At 67.9% G+C, this 21,574-nt stretch carries 20 protein-coding genes and 2 tRNA genes; 4 read left to right on the top strand and 18 right to left on the bottom strand.

All coding sequences use genetic code 11. The annotated features are described in order from the left end of the window. Window positions 1-3: 3 nt before the first annotated feature. Entirely contained in the window at window positions 4-777 is a 774-nt protein-coding gene (locus LU699_RS14255; RefSeq protein ID WP_268739099.1) for an alpha/beta hydrolase family protein, read from the top strand. 56 nt (window positions 778-833) lie between these two features. Then, window positions 834-2,123: a nucleotide sugar dehydrogenase gene (locus tag LU699_RS14250; RefSeq protein WP_269781278.1), complete on the top strand. Its 1,290-nt coding sequence runs from the start codon at window positions 834-836 to the stop codon at window positions 2,121-2,123. Window positions 2,124-2,645: 522 nt separating this feature from the next. Here the strand turns inward: LU699_RS14250 and LU699_RS14245 are convergent. The 8 genes from LU699_RS14245 to LU699_RS14210 all read right to left on the bottom strand — a co-directional run bounded on the left by LU699_RS14245 (window position 2,646) and on the right by LU699_RS14210 (window position 10,552). Continuing rightward, a tRNA-Arg gene (locus tag LU699_RS14245) sits at window positions 2,646-2,722 on the bottom strand. Between the two features lie 102 nt (window positions 2,723-2,824). Continuing rightward, window positions 2,825-2,917: transfer RNA gene (locus LU699_RS14240), tRNA-Ser, on the bottom strand. A gap of 50 nt (window positions 2,918-2,967) precedes the next feature. Beyond that, window positions 2,968-3,174, bottom strand: coding sequence for a carbon storage regulator CsrA (gene csrA, locus LU699_RS14235; RefSeq protein ID WP_232116495.1), 207 nt, complete (start codon window positions 3,172-3,174; stop codon window positions 2,968-2,970). Between the two features lie 157 nt (window positions 3,175-3,331). After that, window positions 3,332-5,977, bottom strand: a complete 2,646-nt coding sequence (gene alaS / locus LU699_RS14230; RefSeq protein ID WP_232136957.1) for an alanine--tRNA ligase — start codon at window positions 5,975-5,977, stop codon at window positions 3,332-3,334. Window positions 5,978-6,153: 176 nt separating this feature from the next. Continuing rightward, entirely contained in the window at window positions 6,154-6,783 is a 630-nt protein-coding gene (locus LU699_RS14225) for a regulatory protein RecX (protein ID WP_232136959.1), read from the bottom strand. Further along, window positions 6,761-7,804, bottom strand: a complete 1,044-nt coding sequence (gene recA / locus LU699_RS14220; RefSeq protein WP_232137357.1) for a recombinase RecA — start codon at window positions 7,802-7,804, stop codon at window positions 6,761-6,763. Before recA ends, LU699_RS14225 begins: the two co-directional genes overlap by 23 nt. Before the next feature lie 186 nt (window positions 7,805-7,990). Beyond that, complete coding sequence (gene lexA / locus LU699_RS14215; protein WP_232136960.1) at window positions 7,991-8,632, bottom strand: transcriptional repressor LexA; 642 nt, start codon at window positions 8,630-8,632, stop codon at window positions 7,991-7,993. Between the two features lie 75 nt (window positions 8,633-8,707). Beyond that, window positions 8,708-10,552, bottom strand: a complete 1,845-nt coding sequence (locus tag LU699_RS14210) for a 3-hydroxybutyrate oligomer hydrolase family protein (RefSeq protein WP_232136961.1) — start codon at window positions 10,550-10,552, stop codon at window positions 8,708-8,710. Window positions 10,553-10,721: 169 nt separating this feature from the next. Here LU699_RS14210 and LU699_RS14205 point away from each other — a divergent pair, with 169 nt between their 5' ends. Beyond that, on the top strand, window positions 10,722-11,387 hold the full coding sequence (locus LU699_RS14205; protein WP_232136962.1) for a response regulator transcription factor: 666 nt from the start codon (window positions 10,722-10,724) through the stop codon (window positions 11,385-11,387). A 6-nt stretch (window positions 11,388-11,393) separates the two neighbouring features. Here LU699_RS14205 and LU699_RS14200 read toward each other — a convergent pair whose 3' ends face one another. The 10 genes from LU699_RS14200 to LU699_RS14155 form a co-directional block, all read right to left on the bottom strand. After that, window positions 11,394-11,624, bottom strand: a complete 231-nt coding sequence (locus LU699_RS14200; protein ID WP_232136963.1) for a hypothetical protein — start codon at window positions 11,622-11,624, stop codon at window positions 11,394-11,396. Between the two features lie 88 nt (window positions 11,625-11,712). Further along, window positions 11,713-12,831 (bottom strand): tRNA pseudouridine(13) synthase TruD, encoded by a 1,119-nt coding sequence (gene truD, locus LU699_RS14195; RefSeq protein ID WP_232136964.1) that lies wholly within the window; start codon window positions 12,829-12,831, stop codon window positions 11,713-11,715. Further along, the gene (ispF, locus tag LU699_RS14190) at window positions 12,821-13,318 is read right to left on the bottom strand and encodes a 2-C-methyl-D-erythritol 2,4-cyclodiphosphate synthase (RefSeq protein ID WP_232136965.1); all 498 of its coding nucleotides are present in this window, start codon (window positions 13,316-13,318) and stop codon (window positions 12,821-12,823) included. The genes truD and ispF overlap by 11 nt, the downstream gene beginning before the upstream one ends. Before the next feature lie 171 nt (window positions 13,319-13,489). Next, window positions 13,490-14,203 (bottom strand): 2-C-methyl-D-erythritol 4-phosphate cytidylyltransferase, encoded by a 714-nt coding sequence (ispD, locus tag LU699_RS14185; protein ID WP_232580219.1) that lies wholly within the window; start codon window positions 14,201-14,203, stop codon window positions 13,490-13,492. Continuing rightward, window positions 14,200-14,556, bottom strand: coding sequence for a cell division protein FtsB (gene ftsB / locus LU699_RS14180; RefSeq protein ID WP_232136968.1), 357 nt, complete (start codon window positions 14,554-14,556; stop codon window positions 14,200-14,202). The genes ispD and ftsB overlap by 4 nt, the downstream gene beginning before the upstream one ends. A 19-nt stretch (window positions 14,557-14,575) precedes the next feature. Next, a complete protein-coding gene (eno, locus tag LU699_RS14175) occupies window positions 14,576-15,862 on the bottom strand; it encodes a phosphopyruvate hydratase (RefSeq protein WP_232136970.1) in 1,287 nt (428 codons plus the stop codon). A gap of 38 nt (window positions 15,863-15,900) precedes the next feature. Next, entirely contained in the window at window positions 15,901-16,335 is a 435-nt protein-coding gene (locus tag LU699_RS14170) for a DUF2314 domain-containing protein (RefSeq protein ID WP_232580218.1), read from the bottom strand. Between the two features lie 59 nt (window positions 16,336-16,394). Then, a complete protein-coding gene (gene kdsA, locus LU699_RS14165; RefSeq protein WP_232136974.1) occupies window positions 16,395-17,228 on the bottom strand; it encodes a 3-deoxy-8-phosphooctulonate synthase in 834 nt (277 codons plus the stop codon). After that, window positions 17,225-18,889 (bottom strand): CTP synthase, encoded by a 1,665-nt coding sequence (pyrG, locus tag LU699_RS14160; protein ID WP_232137358.1) that lies wholly within the window; start codon window positions 18,887-18,889, stop codon window positions 17,225-17,227. Before pyrG ends, kdsA begins: the two co-directional genes overlap by 4 nt. Window positions 18,890-19,061: 172 nt before the next feature. Next, window positions 19,062-19,361, bottom strand: a complete 300-nt coding sequence (locus tag LU699_RS14155) for a hypothetical protein (RefSeq protein ID WP_232136976.1) — start codon at window positions 19,359-19,361, stop codon at window positions 19,062-19,064. 300 nt (window positions 19,362-19,661) lie between these two features. On the opposite strand from LU699_RS14155, the gene parE reads away from it, so the two are divergent. Next, window positions 19,662-21,551 carry a DNA topoisomerase IV subunit B gene (parE, locus tag LU699_RS14150; RefSeq protein ID WP_232136977.1) on the top strand — a complete coding sequence of 630 codons (1,890 nt, stop codon included), beginning with the start codon at window positions 19,662-19,664 and terminating at the stop codon, window positions 21,549-21,551. Window positions 21,552-21,574 lie beyond the last annotated feature (23 nt).

The following is a 21,574-nucleotide window of genomic DNA, read 5'->3' as shown; positions in this document are numbered from 1 at the left end:
ATCATGCGCGTGCCCGACGCGCCGACGCGCCGGCTGTTGTGGCTGCCGGCGATGGGCGTGCCCGCGAAGCATTACCTGCCGTTCGCCGACGCGCTGGCTGCGCGCGACATCGCCGTCGGCCTGCACGAATGGCGCGGCATCGGCTCGAGCAGCCTGCGCGCCGGCCGCACGCACGACTGGGGCTACCGCGAACTGCTCGCCGACATCGCGCGCAGCGAGGCAGCGCTGGATGACGCCGTGCCGGGCGCGACGCGCGTCATCGGCGGGCACAGCCTCGGCGGGCAGCTCGCCTGTTGCCATCTCGCGCTGCAACCCGATGCGGCCGACGCGCTGTGGCTGGTCGCCAGCGGCGCGCCCTACTGGCGCGCGTTCCCGCCGCGCGTGCGCTACACGTTGCCACCGCTGTACCGCTTCATGGCGTGGCTCGCGCGTACGCGCGGCGTGCTGCCGGGGCGCCGGCTGCGCTTCGCCGGCAATGAGTCGCGCGGCGTGATCGCCGACTGGACGCGCAGCGGATTGCGCGGGCGTTATGCGGCAGCCGGCGTGGATGTCGACATCGATGCGGCGATGGCGCGTGTCGATGTGCCCGTCCGCGCGGCGTGGCTCGACGACGACTGGCTCGGCCCGCCGTCGTCGCTGCGTTTCCTGCTCGGCAAACTCGGCAGCGCGGACACCGCGATCGATGGTTTCGACGCCGCGCGCCTGGGTGCGAAGGCCGACCATTTCGCGTTGATGCGCGCACCGGACGCGATCGCCGCCTGGCTCGCCGACACCTGAAGCCGTTTGCGGGCGTCCGCTACACTGCGCCGATTGCCCAACGAGCGACTCCCTGCATGACCGCACCGCTGCCCGCACGCGACGACATCCGCATCGCCGTCATCGGCCTCGGCTACGTGGGCCTGCCGCTCGCGGTCGCATTCGGGCGTCGCCACGCGACGCTGGGTTTCGATATCGACCAGACGCGCGTGGCGGGCCTGCAGCGCGGCGACGACCACACCCGCGAACTGTCGCCCGACGAACTGCGCGCGGCCGCGCATCTGCGCTACAGCGCCGACGCGGCCGATCTCGCAGGCTGCAACGTACACATCGTCACCGTGCCGACGCCGGTCGATGCCTACAAGCGTCCCGACCTGTCGGCACTGGAAGCTTCTAGTCGCGCGGTCGGCGCCGCCCTGCAACGCGGTGGCGTAGTGATCTACGAATCGACGGTGTATCCCGGCGCGACGGAAGAGATCTGTGTGCCGATCCTCGAAGCCGTGTCGGGCCTGCGTTACCGCGACGACTTCCACGTCGGCTACAGCCCCGAACGCATCAACCCGGGCGACAAGCAACACCGGCTGGAGAACACGCTCAAGGTCACCGCCGGTTCCAGCGACGCGGCAGCAGGTTTCGTCGACGCGCTGTATCGCGACATCGTCGAAGCCGGCACGCATCGCGTGTCGAGCATCCGCGTGGCCGAAGCGGCGAAGGTCATCGAGAACACCCAGCGGGACGTCAACATCGCCCTCGTCAACGAGCTCGCGCTGATCTTCGACCGCCTCGGCATCGACACGCACGAAGTGCTCGAAGCCGCGGGCACGAAGTGGAATTTCCTGCCGTTCCGCCCGGGCCTGGTCGGCGGCCACTGTATCGGCGTCGATCCGTATTACCTGACGCACAAGGCGCAGGAGATCGGTTACCACCCCGAAGTGATCCTCGCAGGCCGTCGCATCAACGACAGCATGGGCCTGCACGTCGCCCAGCGCGTGGTGAAGCTGATGCAGCAGCGCGGCATCCAGACCGCCGGCGCGCGCGTGCTCGTGATGGGCCTCGCGTTCAAGGAGAACTGCCCCGACCTGCGCAACACGCGCGTGATCGATGTGGTGCGCGAACTGCAGAGCTACAGCATCGAAGTCGACGTGCACGATCCATGGGTCGCGGCGGCCTATGCGCAGCACGAGTACGGACTCACGCCGATCGGCACGCCGGAGACGGGCGCCTACGACGCGATCATCCTCGCAGTTGCACACACCCAGTTCCGCGAACTCGGCGCAGATGGCCTGCGCGCGTTCGGCAAGCCGGGCGCGGTGCTGTTCGACGTCAAGGCCGTGCTGCCCGCCGACGCGGTGGACGCGCGGCTGTAGCGCGCCACTGCGGCGCGCCCGCGTCGGCCACGCCCGGAGACATCCGGTCGTATGCGCGGGTCCATGGATGAACCGCCCTATGGGCTGGTGTAAAGCACTTCGCCTCTGCGCGGGGATCACTTGAGCTGGTCGATCGCGTCGCGCTATTGGATGGCGTGGCGTGCGCAGTCTCGTTTTCCCGACGCGCTCTTACGGCGAGCTGTCGCATATCGCACCAGCCGGCGTCCCTACACACGCGTTCGAGACGGCGCTCCAGACGCGATCACGCATCGGCATGCGACGTTGCGCGCGGGTCCCGCAACGTCTGACACATGCGAATAGATGCGTCATTCACAACGCGCAACCATGGTCATCGAAGACGCGCGGCGTCGCCGCAAGAATCGCCAGCCGATGCACAGCGCGACATCTGCGATGTAAATGCACCGCCCGATGCGTGACTGATCGAAACCGTCGCACACGCCCCGGCAAAAACACGCGCGCAACAAAAAAGCCAGCGATCGCTCGCTGGCCTCTTCGTTGTTCTGGTGCGCCCGGAAGGATTCGAACCTCCGACCCCCAAGTTCGTAGCCTGGTGCTCTATCCAACTGAGCTACGGGCGCCTTGAACAGAAGCGGAATTTTCTAGCAAAACGTTTGCTTCGTCAACCACTATCAAGAATTTTTCTCTGCGATTTCCGGGGAAATCCGATCGAATTCGAGCAGTGGCGGAGAGTGAGGGATTCGAACCCTCGATGGAGTTTTAAGCCCCATACTCCCTTAGCAGGGGAGCCCCTTCAGCCACTCGGGCAACTCTCCGAAGCAACACGTTCGACGCAAGCGCCGAACGCGGTGCGAAGGATAACGGCTCAGGGCGTCTGCGGCAAATCTTCTTGCGCTTCGGCACCATCGCCTTCGCGATGGATGCGCTGATAGATCTCCTCGCGGTGCACGGCAACGTCCTTGGGTGCGGTGATACCGATGCGCACCTGGTTGCCCTTGACGCCCAACACGGTGACCGACACCTGGTCACCAATCATCAGCGTCTCCCCGACGCGGCGGGTCAAAATCAGCATAGCAATCTCCTGGAACCGGCCCGTTTCGACGCGCCGGCGTGGACTGTATTCGGACCGTTCTCGACCTTGGAAACCGATTACAGACCTCGTTAGGCCGTGAAGCATGTCCCCTGCCGGGCGGCCGGTCAACAACCGGGGACGGGCGTTTAGCGCCCGCTTAGCCGAGGCGTTCCGCCACCCACTGGCGAACTTCGCCGAGCGCCGCGAGCAGCGCCGGGCCGTCTTCGCCGCCGCCCTGTGCCATGTCGGGTCGACCGCCGCCCTTGCCGCCGGTCTTCGCCGCGACATGCGACAGCAGCTCGCCCGCCTTGACGCGACCGGTCGCGGCGCCGCCGACGCCGGCGACCAGTGCGGCCTTGCCGTCGCTCGTGCCGGCCAGCAGCACGACGACATCGCCGAGCTGTTGCTTGAGGCGATCCACCGCATCGCGCAGCGCCTTGGCGTCGAGACCTTCGATACGCGCGGCGACGACCTTGATGCCGTCGACATCGATCGCAGACGCGCCGAGGTCCGCGGTCGCGCCACTGGCGGCCTTGGCCTTGAGCGATTCGAGTTCGCGCTCCAGCTGCTTCTGACGATCGAGCAGTGCGCGCAGGCGCTCGCCGACTTCGCCGGCAGTGCCGCCGAGCAGACCAGCCGCCTGACGCATTCGCTCTTCGTCGCTGCGCACGTGATCGAGTGCAGCCTGGCCGGTCAGCGCTTCGACACGGCGCACGCCAGACGACACACCGCCTTCGGACACGAGCTTGAACAGACCGATGCGACCGGTGCGATCGACGTGCGTACCGCCACACAACTCGACCGATTCGCCCATCGTCACAACGCGCACGCGCTCGCCGTACTTCTCGCCGAACAGCGCCATCGCGCCGGAATCGAGTGCGGACTGCATGTCCATCTGCTCGATGCTCACCGGATGGTTGGCGCGCACCTCGACGTTGACGCGACGTTCGATCTCGGCGAGTTCGTCCGCGGTCACCGGCTGGAAGTGCGAGAAGTCAAAGCGCAGGCGCTCGGGCGCGACCAGCGAGCCCTTCTGCGCGACGTGCGTGCCGAGCAGATCGCGCAGCGCGCCGTGCAGCAGATGCGTCGCGCTGTGGTTGAGCACGATGGTGCCGCGGCGTGCGGCATCGATCGCGCCGCGCACCTGACCACCGCGCTGCAGCGTGCCCGACGCCAGACGGCCGACGTGGCCGTGGAACTGGCCCGCGAATTTCTGCGTGTCGTCGACTTCGAAACGCACACCGTCGGCTTCGATCACGCCGGTATCACCGACCTGGCCGCCGGACTCGCCGTAGAACGGCGTGCGGTCGAGGATCACAACGACCTCGTCGCCGGCCGATGCGGACTCGACCGGACGCCCGCCGACGAGCAGCGCAAGAATTTGCAGGCCATCGGCTTCGTTCTGGTCGTCGCCGACGAACACGGTCGGCGACAGCTGCGCAACGAGATCGGCCGACAGGCCGGCGCTCGAGGTGAACTTGCCTGCCGCGCGCGCGGTCTCGCGCTGGCGCTGCATGGCGGCATCGAAGCCGGCCATGTCGACCTCGAGGCCACGCTCGCGCGCGATGTCCTGGGTGAGGTCGAGCGGGAAACCGTAGGTATCGAACAGGCGGAACGCGTCCGCGCCCGGAATCGCACCGCTGCTGCGCGAGGCGATGTCGTCGAAGATGCGCATGCCGGCGTCGAGCGTTTCGGCGAAGCGTTCTTCTTCGGCCTTGAGCGCGCGTTCGACCAGGTCGCGCTTCTCGCGCAGCTCCGGATACGCATCGCCCATCACCTCATCGAGCGTGCCGACCATCGCGCTGAAGAACGGCTGGCGCACGCCCAGCATCCAGCCGTGGCGCAGTGCGCGGCGGATGATCCGTCGCAGCACATAGCCGCGGCCCTCATTGGACGGCAGCACGCCGTCAACGATCAGGAAGCTGCAGGCGCGGATGTGATCGGCGATCACGCGCAGCGACTTGTTCTCCAGATCCTGGGTGCCGGTGAGTTCGCCGGCCTTGCGGATCAGGGCCTGGAACAGGTCGATCTCGTAATTGCTGTGCACGCCCTGCAGGATCGCTGCGAGGCGCTCCAGGCCCATGCCGGTGTCGACACACGGTGCAGGCAACGGCACCAGCGTGCCGTCGGACTGCTTGTCGAACTGCATGAAGACGAGGTTCCAGATCTCGATGAAACGGTCGCCGTCCTCGTCGGGCGAGCCCGGCGGGCCGCCGAAATGCGCAGGACCGTGGTCGTAGAAGATCTCGGTGCACGGGCCGCAGGGACCGGTGTCGGCCATCTGCCAGAAATTGTCGGACGCGAACGGCGCGCCCTTGTTGTCGCCGATGCGGACGATGCGCTCTTCCGGAATGCCGACCATGTCGCGCCACAGCGCGTAGGCCTCGTCATCGGTCTGGTAGACGGTGACCAGCAGGCGCTCGGCCGGCAGCTTCCAGAGCTGGGTGAGCAGTTCCCAGGCCCAGGCGATGGCGTCCTTTTTGAAGTAGTCGCCGAACGACCAGTTGCCGAGCATCTCGAAGAAGGTGTGGTGACGCGCGGTGTAGCCGACGACGTCGAGATCGTTGTGCTTGCCGCCCGCGCGCAGGCAGCGCTGGACGTCGGCCGCGCGCACGTAGCTGCGCTTCTCGGCGCCCAGGAACACGTCCTTGAACTGCACCATGCCGGAGTTGGTGAACAGCAGCGTGGGATCGTTGCCGGGCACCAGCGGCGCCGAGGGCACGATGGTGTGGCCCTTGCCCTTGAAGAACTCGAGGAAGTCGCTGCGGATCTGGGCGGTGCTGGTGGGGGTCTGCGTGGTCATGGGCCTGGCGTGACGGACGTACTGGAGGGATAGGGCATCCCCGGCAGCCGTGCGCGCCCGCCATCTAGACAGGTGCAGGTCCGGAGCGGTGCCCACAGCCGCAAAGGGTAGCAGGCCGTCCGGGGGCCACGCGCGCCGCCGCGCCGGGCGCAGTCCGCGTGCTTCTTCGCCGTGTCTCAATCGCCCCGGAAGGCGCGGACCGCGCCAAAGGCGGTTTCGCCGTCGAATCCACGACGCAGCAGGAAATCCACGGCCTTGCGCCGCAGTGCCGGATCGTCCGCGAACGCGGCTACGTCGTAACGGCGCTCGATCAGATCGCGCGCGCGTTGCGGCCAGTCGGCCTCGCCGTCGGCCGCCAACGATTCGAAGGCCGCAGCGATCTTGCCTGCATCGAGCCGATGGGTCGCGAGTTCGGCCTCGATCCGCAGCGGACCATGGCCACCAGTTGCGCGGCTGCGTGCGAGGCTCGCGGCAAACCGGCCATCGTCCTGCCAGCCGGCCTCGCGCATGCGTTCGACGGCATCGGCAGCCGCCTCCGGCTCGATGCCCCGCGCCGCGAGCTTGCGCAGCAGCTCAGGCTGCGAATGCTCGCGCCGCACCAGTAACGACAACGCCCGCTGGGCGGGCGTCAGTTCGCGGCGTTTCTTGCGCCTGCCTGCGGCAGGCGCATCACCATCGGGGGTCAATCCAAACCCGGCAGCGTCTACGCGTTCCGCGGACCCGCCAGCCGGCAGGTCCGTGTCATGCGATTCGCCACCGCCGGGCAGGCCCGACGCGGCCAGCTCAGTCGTCGTCGTTTTCTTCATTGCCCGCCGCTGCGGCCGCCAACACGGCTGCAGGCAGCAGCTTCTCGCGGATGCCCGCCTCGATGCGCGCGGCCACTTCCGGGTTGTCCTTGAGGTACTGGCGGGCGTTCTCCTTGCCCTGACCGATCCGCTCGTCGCCCGCGCTGTACCAGGCGCCCGCCTTCTCGATCAGCTTGGCTTCGACGCCCATGTCGATCAGCTCGCCCTCGCGGCTGATGCCTTCGCCGTAGAGGATTTCGGTAATGACCTGCTTGAACGGGGGCGCCATCTTGTTCTTGACGACCTTGATGCGGGTCTGGTTGCCGATGATCTCGTCGCCCTTCTTGATCGCGCCGATGCGGCGGATGTCGAGACGGACCGAGGCGTAGAACTTCAGCGCGTTGCCGCCGGTCGTGGTCTCGGGGCTCTGGCCCGGCATCATGATGCCGATCTTCATGCGCAGCTGGTTGATGAAGAACACCATGCAGTTGCTGCGCTTGATGTTGCCGGTCAGCTTGCGCAGCGCCTGGCTCATCAGACGGGCCTGCAGGCCCGGCAGCTGGTCGCCCATCTCGCCTTCGATTTCGGCGCGCGGCGTCAGCGCGGCGACGGAGTCGATGACGACCATGTCGACCGAGTTCGAGCGCACCAGCATGTCGGCGATCTCGAGCGCCTGCTCACCGGTGTCGGGCTGCGAGACCAGCAGATCCTCGACGTTGACGCCGAGCTTCGCAGCGTACGTCGGATCCAGCGCGTGCTCGGCATCGATGAACGCCGCGACGCCACCGAGCTTCTGGCACTGCGCGATCGTCTGCAGGGTCAGCGTGGTTTTGCCGGACGATTCCGGACCGTAGACCTCGATGACGCGGCCGCGCGGCAGGCCGCCGATGCCGAGTGCGAGATCGAGCTGCAGCGAACCGGTCGGGATCACCGGGACCACTTCCGACACGCGGTCGCCCATACGGATCACCGAGCCTTTGCCGAACTGCTTCTCGATCTGGCTCAGGGCTGCGGAGAGCGCGCGCTTCTTGTTCTCGTCCATCGTGGTGGTCCTCGTCATTCGTGTTCCGGTCTGGTGGAGGCATCCTCGCAATCGCAGGTCGCACGGGCTGCGACGCTGCGGAGAGGAAGCAAAATTAAGTGGGTGGATGCGTGCCGGTCAGCGGCGCGCGACGCGGATACCCGTCGGGGAACGCCGCGCGCGACATGCGCTTGAGCGGCAACGCGCTCAACGGTTCGGCCTGACCAACCCGCAATACAGGCCTTCGATCGCGAAGTCCTGGTCGGGCAGCACCTCGATCGGTGCGTAATCGGGATTGCGCGGCATCAGACGGATGCGGTCCTTGCCGATCTTCAACAGCTTGACCGTGATCGCGTCATCGACGCGGGCGACGACGATCTGGCCCGAGCGCGCATCCCGGGTGCGGTGCACGCCGATCAGGTCGCCTTCGAAGATGCCTTCATCGCGCATTGAATCGCCCTTGACCTTGAGCAGGTAGTCGGGCGACGGCGAGAACAGTACGCGGTCGAGCACGAGGTAATCGTCGGAACCGATGTCGGCACCGATCGGCGCGCCGGCGGCGACCTGCCCGAGCACCGGCAGGCGGAGCGCGTCGCTTGGCGTCGCGCCCAGAGCCAGCGCGTGCTGTGCCTGCTGCACCGGTACCAGCACACGGATGCCGCGCGCCCGGCCCGGCACCCGCTCGATGGCGCCCGCAGCTTCCAGTGCATCGAGGTGGTACTGCGCGGCGCGGACGCCACTGAAGCCGAAGGCGCGGGCGATCTCGGCCTGCGAAGGCGGCATGCCTTCGGCCGCAATGCGCTCGCCGATCATCTCGAGAATTGCGTGCTGGGTCTGGGTCAGGTCCATGGTGAGTAGTATTACTACTAACGCATGGAGGCTGCAAGCTCTGGCGTGAGACAACCCGCGTCGAGCGTCAGTCGGTCAGCGGGGGACCGCAAGGTGGGTGGCGTCGAGTGCCGTGCCCGCGCCACGCGGGATGGTCGGAATCGAGGCATCCGCCGGCGACGCGCCGTTGCCGTCCAGATGCGCATCTACGCGATCGAGCGCGGCATACACATACGGCAGCAGCGGCACGTAGCGCGAGGCGTAGTCCGGGAGGCCGAGGAATCCATCGAAGTGCTGCGCGTTGGCGACCTGCCACAGGCGCACGTCGCGCCCGGCCGCCTGCGCCCATCCGACATAAGGCGTGCTGGTGAAGGCCATCGGGATCAGCCCGTCATCGGCGCCGTGGACCACGACCACCGGCAGGCCTGCGCGCGGCAGGCCGACCTGCGTCTCGGCGATGCCGGCCTGCACCCGCTTCGCGGCCGCATCATCACCGTCGTTGAGCGCGCGCAGGCACTGCAGGCCCGGCAACAGCGGATCCGCGCCGGCCATGCGTGTGTCGACGACGCCGACACCCGCGCCCGGCGGAATGCCGCTGCCGTCGCTCCACCAGGCCGCGCGTTCGGTCGCGGTTGAAGGACGCGGACCGCCGTCCGCGCCCTGCGCCGCGTAGCGGTAACCGCAAGGATGCGCGTCGGCATCGAAGCGGCCATACGCGGATGCATAGGTCGCGGCGATCGCGCGCCACAGATCGAAGCCGGCTGACAAGGCGCCCGCGCGTAGCGCGCCGTCGGTCCAGCCATGCGTGCGCAGGATCTCCAGGGCCGACCGCGACTGCGCCCCAGCGTCACTGCCTTCGACCAGGCCGGCCGCGCGCAGCGAGGCGCAGCGCGCGGTCCATAGCGGTGCGACCTGCGCGGTCAACGGCGGCTGCGGCAGGTTGTCGACGGCGAGCAGCGCGCACGGCATCAGCAGCGCGGCTTCGGTGGTGTAGTCGTAGAGCGAACGCGCGCCGGGTGCATCGACGTGGATGCTGGGCTCGCCGGCGACCACGGCATCGAGCCAGTCGCCTTCGAGCTCCGCCGCGCGCAGCACCGCGCCGCCGCCATTGGAGATACCGACCGCGATGACACGAGTGCTGTCGAAATCGAACGGCGCGTCGTCCGGATACGCCTCGCCCAGCGCCTGCAGCGCGAACTCGGCAGCCTGGCGCACGTGGCGGCCCCAGTCGGCCTCGGGGTTGTCGCCGGAATGCGCATGCTTGAACGCAACGCCCTGCCCCGCACCATCCGGCGCGAAGACGGCCTGCGTGCGATCGGCGGACGGCGTGCCATCAGCCGCGATGCCGATGCCCGCATCGGCGTCGAAGTAATCGGTGCCCGCGCCCTTGTCCGTGTAGGCGACGGCGCAACCCTTCGGCAGACCCCAGGCGCCGGCGACGGCGATCGCGCCGTAAATGCCGCGCGAGCCGGACGAAGCGGCGACCACGATGCAGCGGCGCGTGCGGTCGAAGCCGTCGGGCACCTGCACCAGCACGCGGTGCGGCTGCGAGGCGCCGGGTACCGTCGCCAGCGCGTGGAATTCGCGGCCGGGGACACTGGCCAGACTGCCGTAGAGCGTGCCGTAGCCGCCGCCCGGTGCGAGGTCGGCGATGCCGCGCCAGTTCGCCCACAGCGCGCGCCGGCGTGCTTCGGCAGCGAGCGGATGTTCGGGATCGACGAACGTCGGGGGCGTCATCGCCTGCAGGCCGGTCAGACCGAGGCCGGCGGTCAGCAGATCGTCGTCGCCCCGGTGGAGGCTGGTGCGCTGGGCGCTGAACATCGTGGCGTCGTCTCCGCGCATCGAGGCAGGATCGCTGCGCGTCGCACTGCCGGCACAGGCGGCGAGCGAGAGCGCGAGGGTGGCGAGGCACAGCGGCCGGAGCATGCGGGTCTTGGTCATGCAGGCACCGTAGCAGCGCGTTCGCCGGCGGCCATCGTACTTTGGTACCAGCCGCGCGCCCCGCCCGGGCTTGCTAGTGTGGCGATCGGATCCGGACGCGGGAGTCGAAGCCAGCGTCCACTGCCACCGCGCCGAATCTCCGATTCCGAATTCTCATTCCGGCCCCCGAATGCCCAAGCTGCTGATCGCCGACGACCACCCGCTGTTCCGCGCCGCCCTGCGCGGTGCGGCAGCCGACGCGGCGCCCGACGTCACCACGCGCGAGGCCGAAACGCTCGACGGCGTGCTCGAAGCGCTGGAGAACGAGGACGACATCGACCTCGTACTGCTGGACCTGCACATGCCCGGCAACCATGGGCTGGCCGGACTGGCCGCGATCCGCGCGCAGTTCCCGGCAGTGGCGGTGGTGCTGGTGTCGGCGAACGAGGATCCGCTGGTCGTGCGCCGCGCGCTCGATCACGGCGTCGCCGGCTACATCCCCAAAAGCGCCGGCCTCGACGAACTGCGCGAAGCGATCCGCGCGGTGCTCGATTGCGAGCAGTGGTTGCCGCCTGCGTTGCGCGGCGCAGTCGCCCGCGCGCAGTCGGCGCCGGCCGACATGGATCTCGCCGCGCGCCTCGCGAGCCTGACGCCGCAGCAGTTCCGGGTGCTGCGCCTGGTCGCCGAAGGCCTGCTCAACAAGCAGATCGCCGATCGCCTCGACGTGCAGGAACGCACGATCAAGGCGCACATGTCGGCGATCTTCGAGAAGCTCGGCGCGCGTAATCGCACGCACGCGGGCGTGATCCTGCGCGGCTTGGAAATCAGCGATCCCGCGCTGCGCGTCGCCGGTTGAACGCGATCAATTGGTCCGCCGCACCGGCGGATTGATCCATTGCACATGCAGACCGCGGCGCTGCGCCTCGCGGTTGACCCGCGCGACATAGTCGTCGTCGGTCGTGATCCGCAAAGGATCCGCTGACTGCATCCGGAGGTCGGCGGGCGGCGCATCCGTCAGACGTGGCGAGTTGCTGGCGCAGGCCGCCAGCGCACAAGCCGACAGGACGATAGTGGTTCGGAGGAAGGACGGCATGGTCGGACTCCGCGGCGACTGGCTCGGCGCAGGCGCGCCGCCGTTACGCACCTGCCCCTGCGCTATACACCCACGTCGCGTACGCCGATCAACCGCCGGTCGGCGCGTCCGGTGCGGGCCGACGGGCGGCGACATTGCCGATGGTGCCGAGTTCGGCGAGCACCGAGGTCGCGTAGCAGCCGGCCGGCAACACGAACGACACCTGCAGCTGGTCCCTTGTCTGCCAGGTCCACTGCAGCTCGCCCGGTTGCAGGCGCGTCGCGCGACGTTCCTGCGACAGGCCTGCGGTTTCCAGACCTTCGCGCAGCGCGAGCGCCTGCGGATCGTCGAGCGCCGCGGCTTCGCGTGCGCGTGCTTCGCCGGTGCTGCGCAGCGCGCCGCGGCCCCACAGCGGTGCGGTGGGATGGATGTCCTGCGCGGCGACGCGTGCGTCGAGCTCGGCGCTGGCTGGCTCGGGCCCGAACACGCTGCGGCTGCCGTCGAGCATCCACACCTCGCCATCGAGACCGGTGTCCCAGTCGCCGGCATCGACGCGCGCCGCGAGCACGCGGTTGAACAGCGCCGAGCGTGCCGCCGACAGCAGCATCGCGCGCTGGTCGCGGTCCATGCGCCGGCGCGGCGCGGCGAACATGCGCAGCGCCTTGTCGATGTTGCCGCCGTCGTGGCCGAAGCGTTGTTCGCCGAAGTAGTTCGGCACGCCGCGCGTGGCGATCGTCTGCAGGCGCGCCTCGATCGCCGCGACATCACCGGCGACATCGCGCAGCGTCAGCATGAAACGGTTGCCCGCCAGCGCACCGCGCGGCAGCTTGCGCGCATGGCGCGCCTGCGCCAGCACGCGCAGCGACTGGCCATGACCGGTGGCCATGGCTTCGAGCGCGGCGATGTCGGGCGCGTCGCGGCCCGGCAGCTGCACGGTGAAACGCTGCGTCGTCAGTGCGTGGCGATCCTTTAGCCCCGCGTAGCCGACCGCGCGACCGTCGACGTCCGCCCACTGCGCGAGCAGGCGCGCGACGAACGCGGTGTTCATGCCGGTCTTCTCGATCGTCAGCAGCAGGTGTTCGCCCGCGCCGCTGGCCTCGAAGCCGTCGATCTCGTCGACGCGGAAATCCGACGGATGCTGGCGGATCGTCGCCGACAGCACCGGCGCGCCATGCGCGGTCGGCGTGCCGGCCGCGATGTCGGCGCTCCCGCCGGGCTCAGCCGCCATCGCGCACCAGCAGGCACACCGCCTGCGCGGCAATGCCTTCGCCGCGGCCGGTGAAGCCGAGCTGTTCGCTGGTCGTCGCCTTGACCGACATGCAGTCGAGCGCGATACCGAGGTCGTCGGCAATCGCGGTGCGCATCGCCGCCGCATGCGGGCCGATCTTCGGCCGCTCGCAGATCACGGTGACGTCGGCGTTGCCGACACGCCAGCCGCGCTCCGCCAGCAAGGCATTGCAATGGCGCAGCAGCGCGCGACTGTCGGCGCCCTTCCAGCGATCGTCGGACGGCGGGAAATGCACGCCGATGTCACCAAGCGCGAGCGCGCCGAGCATCGCATCGCACAGCGCATGCAGCGCGACATCGCCATCGCTGTGCGCGAGTACGCCGCGCTCGAACGGGATGCGGACGCCGCCGACCATGACGTGGTCGCCGTCGCCGAAGGCGTGGACGTCGAAGCCCTGGCCGATGCGGAAATCAGGCGTGGCGGTCATGGGGCGGACCCTGCAGGAAAACGGGACGGCAGCTTGCCATGGATCGGCGCTCGGGCAAGGTCTGAAGCGGGAAGCGAAAACGCATGCGCGATGCTGGATCGCGGCGGCTACCGAGCCGCCTGTCCGGATCCAAGCCTCACCCGAAGGGCAAGGCGACAGGTTCGACGAGCGTCACGATCTGCGCGACAGCTCGAACTCGAACCGCGCGAAATCGGCGGGCGTGGTGATCTTGAAGTTGTCCCCGCGGCCTTCGACCAGCAGCGGGCGCGCACCCTGACGTTCCATGGCCATGGCTTCGTCGGTGACGGCGATGCCTTCAGCGTCGGCGGCTTCCAGTGCGCGGCCCAGTTGCAGGCGGCGGAACAGCTGCGGGGTCAGCGCGCGCCACAGGCGTTCGCGGGGTTCGGTACCGTCGATGCCGCCGTCGTCACCTGCCCGCTTGAGGGTGTCGCGCACGGGTGCGGCAAGGATCGCGCCGACCGGATCCATGCGCCCGCGTTCGAGCAGCGCATCGAGATCGTCGGCGTGCAGGTTCGGACGCGCGGCGTCGTGCACCAGCACGAAGTCGTCGGGGCGGACCGATTCGGGCAATGCGTGCAGACCGGCAAGCACCGATGCCGCACGTGTGTCGCCGCCCGGTGCGCGGACCAGCGGCTTGCCGTGCAGCGCGGCTTCGGGCAGCACCGGCACGTCGTCGGCACCGAGCACCAGCACGATGCCGCCGATGCCGGAATGACTGGCGAGCGCGTCGAGCGTGTGCGCCAGAACGCTTCGCCCGCCGACCTCAAGAAACTGTTTCGGGACAGCGCCACCGAACCGGCTGCCGCGACCGGCGGCCGGCACGATCACCCAGAGCCCGCCCCGGACCCGATCCGGGGTGCTCACGGCGTCTGGTCCTGCGCGCGGCGCTGCGCGTCCGGATCGAGCGCGTGCTCGGCCGGCAGCGGCGCGATGCGTGCATCGTCGACGACGCGGTAAAAGGTTTCGCCCGGCTTGATCATGCCGAGCTCGCCACGCGCGCGCTCCTCGATCGCCGCCTCACCGGATTTGAGGTCGGCGACTTCGGCCGCGAGTGCGGCGTTGCGTTGTTCCAGGCCTTCGTTCTGGCGCGCCTGTGTCTCGACACGACCACGCAGTTCTTCGACCTGCTCGGTCCCGCCCACGCCGAACCACAGCCGGTACTGCAACCAGGCCAGCAGCGTGGCGAGCACCAGCAGCACGACGAGCAACGCGCGCATCGAATTGTGTCCTGTGGAATCAGCGCTTCAGCGACACGAACGCATCGCGGCCGGCGTACCGGGCAGCACTGCCCAGGGCCTCTTCGATGCGCAGCAGCTGGTTGTACTTGGCGACACGGTCGCTGCGGCACAGCGAACCGGTCTTGATCTGCGTGGCCGTGGTGGCGACCGCGATGTCGGCGATCGTCGTGTCCTCGGTCTCGCCCGAACGATGCGACACGACCGCGGCGTAACCGGCCGCATCCGCCATCGCGATGGCTTCGAGCGTCTCGGTCAGCGTGCCGATCTGGTTGACCTTGATCAGGATCGCGTTCGCGGTCTTGGAATCGATGCCTTCCTTGAAGATCTTCGGATTGGTGACGAACAGATCGTCACCGACCAGCTGCACCTTGTCGCCGATGCGGTCGGTCAGCTGCTTCCAGCCGGTCCAGTCGTCCTCGGCCATGCCGTCCTCGATCGTGACGATCGGGTACTGCGCGGCCCAGTCGGCGAGGAAGTCGACGAACTGCTCGCCGGTCAGGCGCTTGTTCTCGCCGACCAGGTGGTACTTGCCGTTGTCGTGGAACTCGCTCGACGCGACGTCCAGACCCAGCAGCACATCGTCGCCCGCGGCGTAACCGGCCTTGCCTATCGCCTCGAGGATCGTGTCGAGCGCTTCGACGTTGCTGCGGAAGTCCGGCGCGAAGCCGCCTTCGTCACCCACCGCCGTGCTCAGGCCGTGGCTCTTGAGCACGGACTTGAGCGCGTGGAAGATTTCGGTGCCCGCGCGCAGCGACTCGGAGAAGCTCGAGAAGCCAACCGGCAGCACCATGAATTCCTGGAAATCGACGTTGTTGTCAGCATGCGCGCCGCCGTTGATGATGTTCATCATCGGCACCGGCAGCACCGGCGCGCGGTCGCCGCCGAGCAGCTTCCACAGCGGAATCCTCTTCGACGCCGCCAGCGCATGCGCGTTCGCCATCGAGACACCCAGCAGCGCGTTCGCGCCCAGGCGGCCCTTGTTTTCGGTGCCGTCGAGATCGATCAGGCGCTTGTCGAGACCGGCCTGGTCGGCGGCGTCGAAGCCCTTCAGCGCTTCGGCGATCGCGCCGTTGACGTTGCCGACGGCCTTCTGCACGCCCTTGCCGAGATAGCGCGTCTTGTCGCCATCGCGCAGTTCCACCGCCTCACGGGCGCCGGTCGAGGCGCCGGACGGCACCATCGCACGGCCGAAGCTGCCGTCTTCCAGCGTCACTTCGGCTTCGAGGGTCGGATTGCCGCGGGAGTCGAGGATCTCGCGGGCGTGGATCTTGGCGATGGCGGTCATGGTCGGGTCGAAAGTCTCGTTCGGGAAAATGGGAGTGCTCAGGCGTCGACGAAGCGCGCTTCCTGGGCCAGGACGTGTTCGGGAATCGGGTGGCCGTCGCGGCGGGCCACGGCCATCTGCGCACGGGTGCCGAAGCCCCCGAGGATACGGCCGTCGTCGAGGAACACCTGCCAGTCCTCGATGTCGGTGACCGCGACGGTCACCGGATCGGACGGCAGGGCGCCATCGACGAAAGGCGTGACGATGCGCAGGGTCATCGATTCGGCGTCGAGCGATTGCGGCGTGCCCCAGACGTGTTCGATCTCGTCGGCCGCGTTGCGCAGCGGGATCTTCACCCCGACCTGCAGCGGCGAACCGACATGCGGACGCAGGTCATCGATCGACGCCTGGGCGCGCGCACGCGCCGCGTGCAGCAACGGCTCGTCGCGCGCGACCGGCACGGCGGACTCCGCGATCTTGCGGGCGCTGCGCACGGCCAAGGCGACCGCTGCCGCGCACGACAGCAATGCGATCAGCCAGGGCCACCAGCCGGTCAGAGGTCGGCTTCCGCGAAGCCGGCACGCTTGGTGACGGCGTCGAGTTCCAGCATCGTTTCCAGCAGCGCGCGCATGCGGCCCAGCGGCCACGCATTCGGGCCGTCGCTGAGCGCTTCTTCCGGCTTGGGGTGCGTTTCCATGAAGACACCGGCCACGCCGACGGCAATTGCCGCGCGCGCCAGCACCGGCACGAACTCGCGCTGGCCGCCGCTGGAATTGCCCTGCCCGCCCGGCAGCTGCACCGAATGGGTCGCGTCGAACACGACCGGACAATGCGTCTCGCGCATCACCGCCAGCGACCGCATGTCGCTGACCAGATTGTTGTAGCCGAAGCTCGCGCCGCGCTCGCAGACCATGATCTGGTCGTTGCCGGTGGACTTCGCCTTCTCGACGACCGGCTTCATGTCCCACGGCGACAGGAACTGGCCCTTCTTGATGTTGACCGGCTTGCCGGCCGCGCAGACCTTCTTGATGAAATCGGTCTGGCGCACGAGGAAGGCCGGCGTCTGCAGCACGTCGACGACCGAAGCAACCTCTTCCATCGGGGTGTATTCGTGCACGTCAGTCAGCACCGGCACGCCGAGCTGGCGCTTCACCTCGGCCAGCACGCGCAGGCCTTCTTCCATGCCCGGGCCACGGAAGCTGGTGCCGGAGGTGCGGTTGGCCTTGTCGAAGCTCGACTTGAAGATGAAGTTGATGCCGAGATCGGACGTGATCTCCTTCAACTGGCCGGCGACGTCGAGCTGCAGCTGCTCGGACTCGATGACGCAGGGACCGGCGATCAGGAAGAACGGCTGGTCGAGACCGACCTCGAATCCACAGAGCTTCATGCGTGTGCCTCCTTGAGCAGCGCGCCGCCGGCTTTATGTTCGCGCGCGGCGCGCACGAAGCCGACGAACAGCGGATGGCCGCCGCGCGGCGTGGACAGAAACTCGGGATGCGCCTGGCAGGCGATGAACCACGGATGCTGCGGCAGTTCCACCATCTCCACCAGCAGGTCGTCCATCGACTTGGCGGCGATCACCAGACCGGCGTCCTCGAGCTGGGTGCGATAGCGGTTGTTGAATTCGTAGCGGTGGCGATGGCGCTCGCCGACGACATCCTGGCCGTAGACCTCGCGCGACTTCGTGCCGGGCTTGAGGCGCTGTTCCTGCAGGCCCAGACGCATCGTGCCGCCCAGATCGCTCTCTTCGCTGCGGCGCTCGACATCGCCCGACTGGGTGCGCCATTCGGTGATCAGGCCGATCACCGGATGCGGCGACTGCTTGTCGTTCTCGGTGCTGTTGGCGCCTTCGAGACCGGCGACGTTGCGTGCCACATCGACGACGGCGGCCTGCATGCCGTAGCAGATGCCGAAATACGGCAGTCCGGTTTCGCGCGAGTACTGCGAGGCCAGCACCTTGCCTTCGAAACCGCGGTCGCCGAAGCCGCCCGGTACCAGCACGCCGTCGACATCACCGAGCCACGCGGCGGCGCCGTCGCGCTCGATGTCCTGCGATTCGATCCACTTCAGGCTGACGCGGGTGCGCTGACGCACGCCGCCGTGCTTGAGCGCTTCGCCGACCGACTTGTAAGCGTCCTTGTGGTCGACGTACTTGCCGACGACGCCGATCACGACCTCGTCGATCGGATGCTCGACCGCATTGACCACGTCGATCCACTCCGACAGATCGGCGGTCGGCTTGACCTTGTCGCCCAGGCGCAGGCGCTCGACGACGATCTCGTCCAGACCCTGCGCGTGCAGCCACATCGGAATCTTGTGGATGTTGTCGAGATCGACGGCCGAGATCACCGCCTTCTCCGACACGTTGGTGAACGAGGCGATCTTGCGGCGCTCGCCATCGGGCAGCGGCTGCTCGCTGCGGCACAGCAGGATGTCGGGCTGGATGCCGATCGAGCGCAGTTCCTTGACCGAATGCTGCGTGGGCTTGGTCTTCAGCTCGCCGGCGGCCGCGATGTACGGCACCAGGGTCAGATGCATGAAGACGGCCTTGTCGCTGCCGCGGTCGGTACGGATCTGGCGGATCGCTTCGAGGAACGGCAACGACTCGATGTCGCCGACTGTGCCGCCGATCTCGACCAGGGCCACGTCGTAGCCCTGCGTGGCTTCGTCGATCGCGCGCTTGATCGCGTCGGTGATGTGCGGGATGACCTGCACGGTCGCGCCGAGGTAATCACCGCGGCGTTCCTTGCGGATCACGCTCTCGTAGATCTTGCCGGTCGTGATCGAGTTCTTGCCCGACAGACGCACGTTGATGAAGCGCTCGTAGTGGCCGAGATCGAGGTCGGTTTCCGCGCCGTCGTCGGTCACGTAGACCTCGCCGTGCTGGAACGGGCTCATCGTGCCGGGGTCGACGTTGATGTAGGGATCGAGCTTCATCATCGTCACCCGCAGGCCGCGGGCTTCGAGAATGGCCGCCAGCGAGGCGGCCGCGATGCCCTTCCCGAGGGAAGAGACCACGCCGCCGGTCACGAACACGAGCGGAGTGATGGAACTGGAAGGAGGCGTCATGGGCACAGCAGGTCGCTGGAAAGCCCCATTCTACAGGCTGTGGCGGAACGGCGCCCGGTCCCGCGCAACAGATCGGTACATCGACGCATGCCCGCACAGCAGAACGCCCCGGCTGACCGGGGCGTTCCGTGGATAAAACCTGGCGCGTGGATCAGGCCGGATCTTCCTCTTCTTCCTCGACCTGCGGCACGGGCTCTTCGGCGGTCTGGACGGCGGCGTCGGCCTGCGCGTCGTAGGCCTCGTTCACCGCGTCGGTCGCGTAGTCTGCTTCCGTGGCGGCGGTTTCGGCAGCCTGCGCCGAAGCCTCGGCGGTCTGGGCCGCCTGCTCGGCCTGCTGCGCGGCGATCTGGGCGTCGCGGGCCTGCTGCTCGACCGAGGCATCCTGGGCGAACGCGGGGGCGGCGAAGGCAGTGGCGACGATAGCGGCGAACAGCACGTTGCGGGTCTTCATTGGACTCTCCGGATTTGAATTCGAAAGTGGAGCAGCGTTGCGTCTTGCAAACCATCCGCGGCGGAGCGGCGGATGAAGGGTGTCGGCTGGATCTGCTCGACGGTTCGAACCTAGCCACCGCGACCCGGCCCGCAACTGAACAACGCCCCGCTTACACCCGGTGCACAAGGCCCTAACTTCGCTGCAACCGCTTACATGCAGCGGTGAAGCGGATTGCGCGATTTCGCGCACGCCGGGGGCTGGAAATCGGCGGATCGGCAATTCCTTTAACATGCGCCGATTCCCGCTGCGCAGCATCGAATGAACACCCGTTACAACGCCGCCGACATCGAAGTCCTCTCCGGCCTGGATCCGGTCAAGCGCCGCCCCGGCATGTACACCGACACCACGCGCCCGAACCATCTGGCGCAGGAGGTCATCGACAACGCCGTCGACGAAGCGCTCGCCGGGCACGCCCGCGAGATCGCCGTCACACTGTTCAAGGACGGCAGCTGCGAGGTGTCCGACGACGGCCGCGGCATGCCGGTCGACATCCATCCGGAAGAAAAGATTCCGGGCGTAGAACTGATCCTCACGCGTCTGCACGCCGGCGGAAAGTTCAACAACAAGAACTACACCTTCAGCGGCGGCCTGCACGGCGTCGGCGTCAGCGTGGTCAATGCGCTGTCGACGCTGGTGGAAGTGCATATCAAGCGTGACGGCAGCGAGCACCGCATCACCTTCCGTGATGGCTACCGCGCGTCGCCGCTGGAAGTGGTCGGCACGGTCGGCAAGAAGAACACCGGCACCCGCGTGCGCTTCTGGGCCGACCCGAAGTATTTCGACAGTCCGAAGTTCAGCGTGCGTGCGCTGCGCCATCTGCTGCGCGCGAAGGCCGTGCTGTGCCCCGGCCTGACCGTGACGCTGCTGGACGAAGCCACTGGCGAACGCGACCAGTGGCTGTTCGAGGACGGTCTGCGCGATTACCTCAAGGGCGAACTGGCCGAGCGCGAGCTGCTGCCGCCGGAGCTGTTCGTCGGCGCGCTGAAGAAGGACACCGAGACCGTCGACTGGGCGGTCGCGTGGGTGGTCGACGGCGAGCTGGTGCAGGAGAGTTACGTCAACCTGATTCCGACCGCGCAGCACGGCACTCACGTCAACGGACTGCGCACCGGCTTCACCGATGCGCTGCGCGAGTTCTGCGACTTCCGCAATCTGTTGCCGCGCGGCGTCAAGCTGGCGCCGGAAGATGTCTGGGACCGCGTCGCCTTCGTGCTGTCGATGAAGATGACCGACCCGCAGTTCTCCGGCCAGACCAAGGAGCGGCTGTCGTCGCGACAGGCCGCGGGCTTCGTCGAAGGCGCCGCGCACGATGCCTTCAGCCTGTGGCTCAACCAGCACACGGATCTGGGCGAGAAGATCGCCCAGCTCGCGATCGACCGCGCCAGCGCGCGGCTCAAGACCGAGAAGCAGATCGTCCGCAAGAAGGTCACCCAGGGTCCGGCACTTCCGGGCAAGCTGGCCGACTGCATCAGCCAGGATCTCTCGCGCACCGAACTGTTCCTCGTCGAGGGTGATTCGGCCGGCGGCAGCGCCAAGCAGGCGCGCGACAAGGATTTCCAGGCGATCCTCCCGCTGCGCGGCAAGATCCTCAACACCTGGGAAGTCGCCAGCACCTCGGTGCTGGCATCGGAGGAAGTGCACAACCTGGCGATCGCGATCGGCTGCGATCCGGGCAAGGAAGACATCTCCGGCCTGCGCTACGGCAAGGTCGTGATCCTGGCCGATGCCGACTCCGACGGCCTGCACATCGCGACGCTGCTGTGCGCGCTGTTCCTGCGCCATTTCCCGGCGCTGGTCGCGGCCGGCAACATCTTCGTCGCGATGCCGCCGCTGTTCCGCGTCGACGTGGGCAAGCAGGTGTTCTACGCGCTGGACGAGGAAGAGAAGCGCCTACTGCTGGAGAAGATCGCGCGCGAGAAGCTCAAGGGCCAGATCAACGTCACCCGCTTCAAGGGTCTGGGCGAGATGAATCCCTCGCAGCTGCGTGAGTCGGCAATCCATCCCGACACGCGTCGCCTTGTGCAGCTGACCGACGACGACAGCCTGCAGACGCATTCGCTGGTCGACATGCTGCTGGCGAAGAAGCGCGCGTCGGACCGCAAGGCCTGGCTGGAAACCAAGGGCGATCTGGCCACACTGGAAGTCTGATGGCGCGCCGTGACGTGGCGACG

This window comes from Luteimonas fraxinea (assembly GCF_021233355.1).
Taxonomy (GTDB): Bacteria; Pseudomonadota; Gammaproteobacteria; order Xanthomonadales; family Xanthomonadaceae; genus Luteimonas; species Luteimonas fraxinea.
The sequence above is the reverse complement of the archived record's forward strand: the minus strand, read 5'-3'. Positions and strand labels throughout refer to the sequence as shown.